We start from the raw sequence: 1035 nt of genomic DNA, 5'->3' as shown, positions 1-1035 counted from the left end.
GCCGAGCAGGACGTTGTTGTAGTTGTCGACGCCGACCAGGGTGTCATCTGCGGCAGTGCCTTCCAGGCGGAGTGCACGTGTACTGATGTCACCACCTTGCCAGACGCTGCCGTCAGCGAACTCGATGCGGTCGAGTTGGTAAGAGGTTTCGTAGCCGCCGTTGTAGAACCAATATTCGACGGTGACCTTGTCGGCGCCATTGACGTGTTCGAGTACCAGGCTGGTGCCATCACGACGGACGATGATGTCCTCCGGACGGATACCCTCACCAAAGCGCAGGACGTCGTTCCAGGAGCCATGGCCAGCGTATTCCTGGATGGTGTCTTGACCGTCGCCCAGGTTGAAGAGATAGGTGTCGTCGCCAGTCCCGCCGAGAAGTGAATCGTTACCCGTTCCGCCGTGCAGGACGTCGTTGTGCTCATTGCCGAGGAGCTGGTCGTCGCCGCTGCCACCGATCAGGGTGTCGTTGCCGTAGCCGCCTTTGAGGGTGTCGTTTCCTTCTCCACCATCCAGTAGATCGTGACCACCGCCTGCTGAAAGATTGTCGTTCCCTTGCAGGCCGAGCAGGACGTTGTTGTAGTTGTCGACGCCGACCAGGGTGTCATCTGCGGCAGTGCCTTCCAGGCGGAGTGCACGTGTACTGATGTCACCACCTTGCCAGACGCTGCCGTCAGCGAACTCGATGCGGTCGAGTTGGTAAGAGGTTTCGTAGCCGCCGTTGTAGAACCAATATTCGACGGTGACCTTGTCGGCGCCATTGACGTGTTCGAGTACCAGGCTGGTGCCATCACGACGGACGATGATGTCCTCCGGACGGATACCCTCACCAAAGCGCAGGACGTCGTTCCAGGAGCCATGGCCAGCGTATTCCTGGATGGTGTCTTGACCGTCGCCCAGGTTGAAGAGATAGGTGTCGTCGCCAGTCCCGCCGAGAAGTGAATCGTTACCCGTTCCGCCGTGCAGGACGTCGTTGTGCTCATTGCCGAGGAGCTGGTCGTCGCCGCTGCCACCGATCAGGGTGTCGTTGCCGTAGCC

At 59.9% G+C, this 1035-nt stretch carries 1 protein-coding gene; it reads right to left on the bottom strand.

Translation table 11 applies throughout. The features are described 5' to 3' along the window. Positions 1 to 1035: calcium-binding protein (locus tag OEJ36_RS30375; protein ID WP_317891615.1), on the bottom strand; the 1035-nt coding region annotated here is incomplete at both ends.

It is taken from the genome of Pseudomonas sp. PDM13 (genome assembly GCF_025685765.1).
GTDB lineage: Bacteria > Pseudomonadota > Gammaproteobacteria > Pseudomonadales > Pseudomonadaceae > Metapseudomonas > Metapseudomonas solani.
Note: the sequence above shows the minus strand (reverse complement) of the source record. Positions and strands in the feature narration are given on the sequence as shown.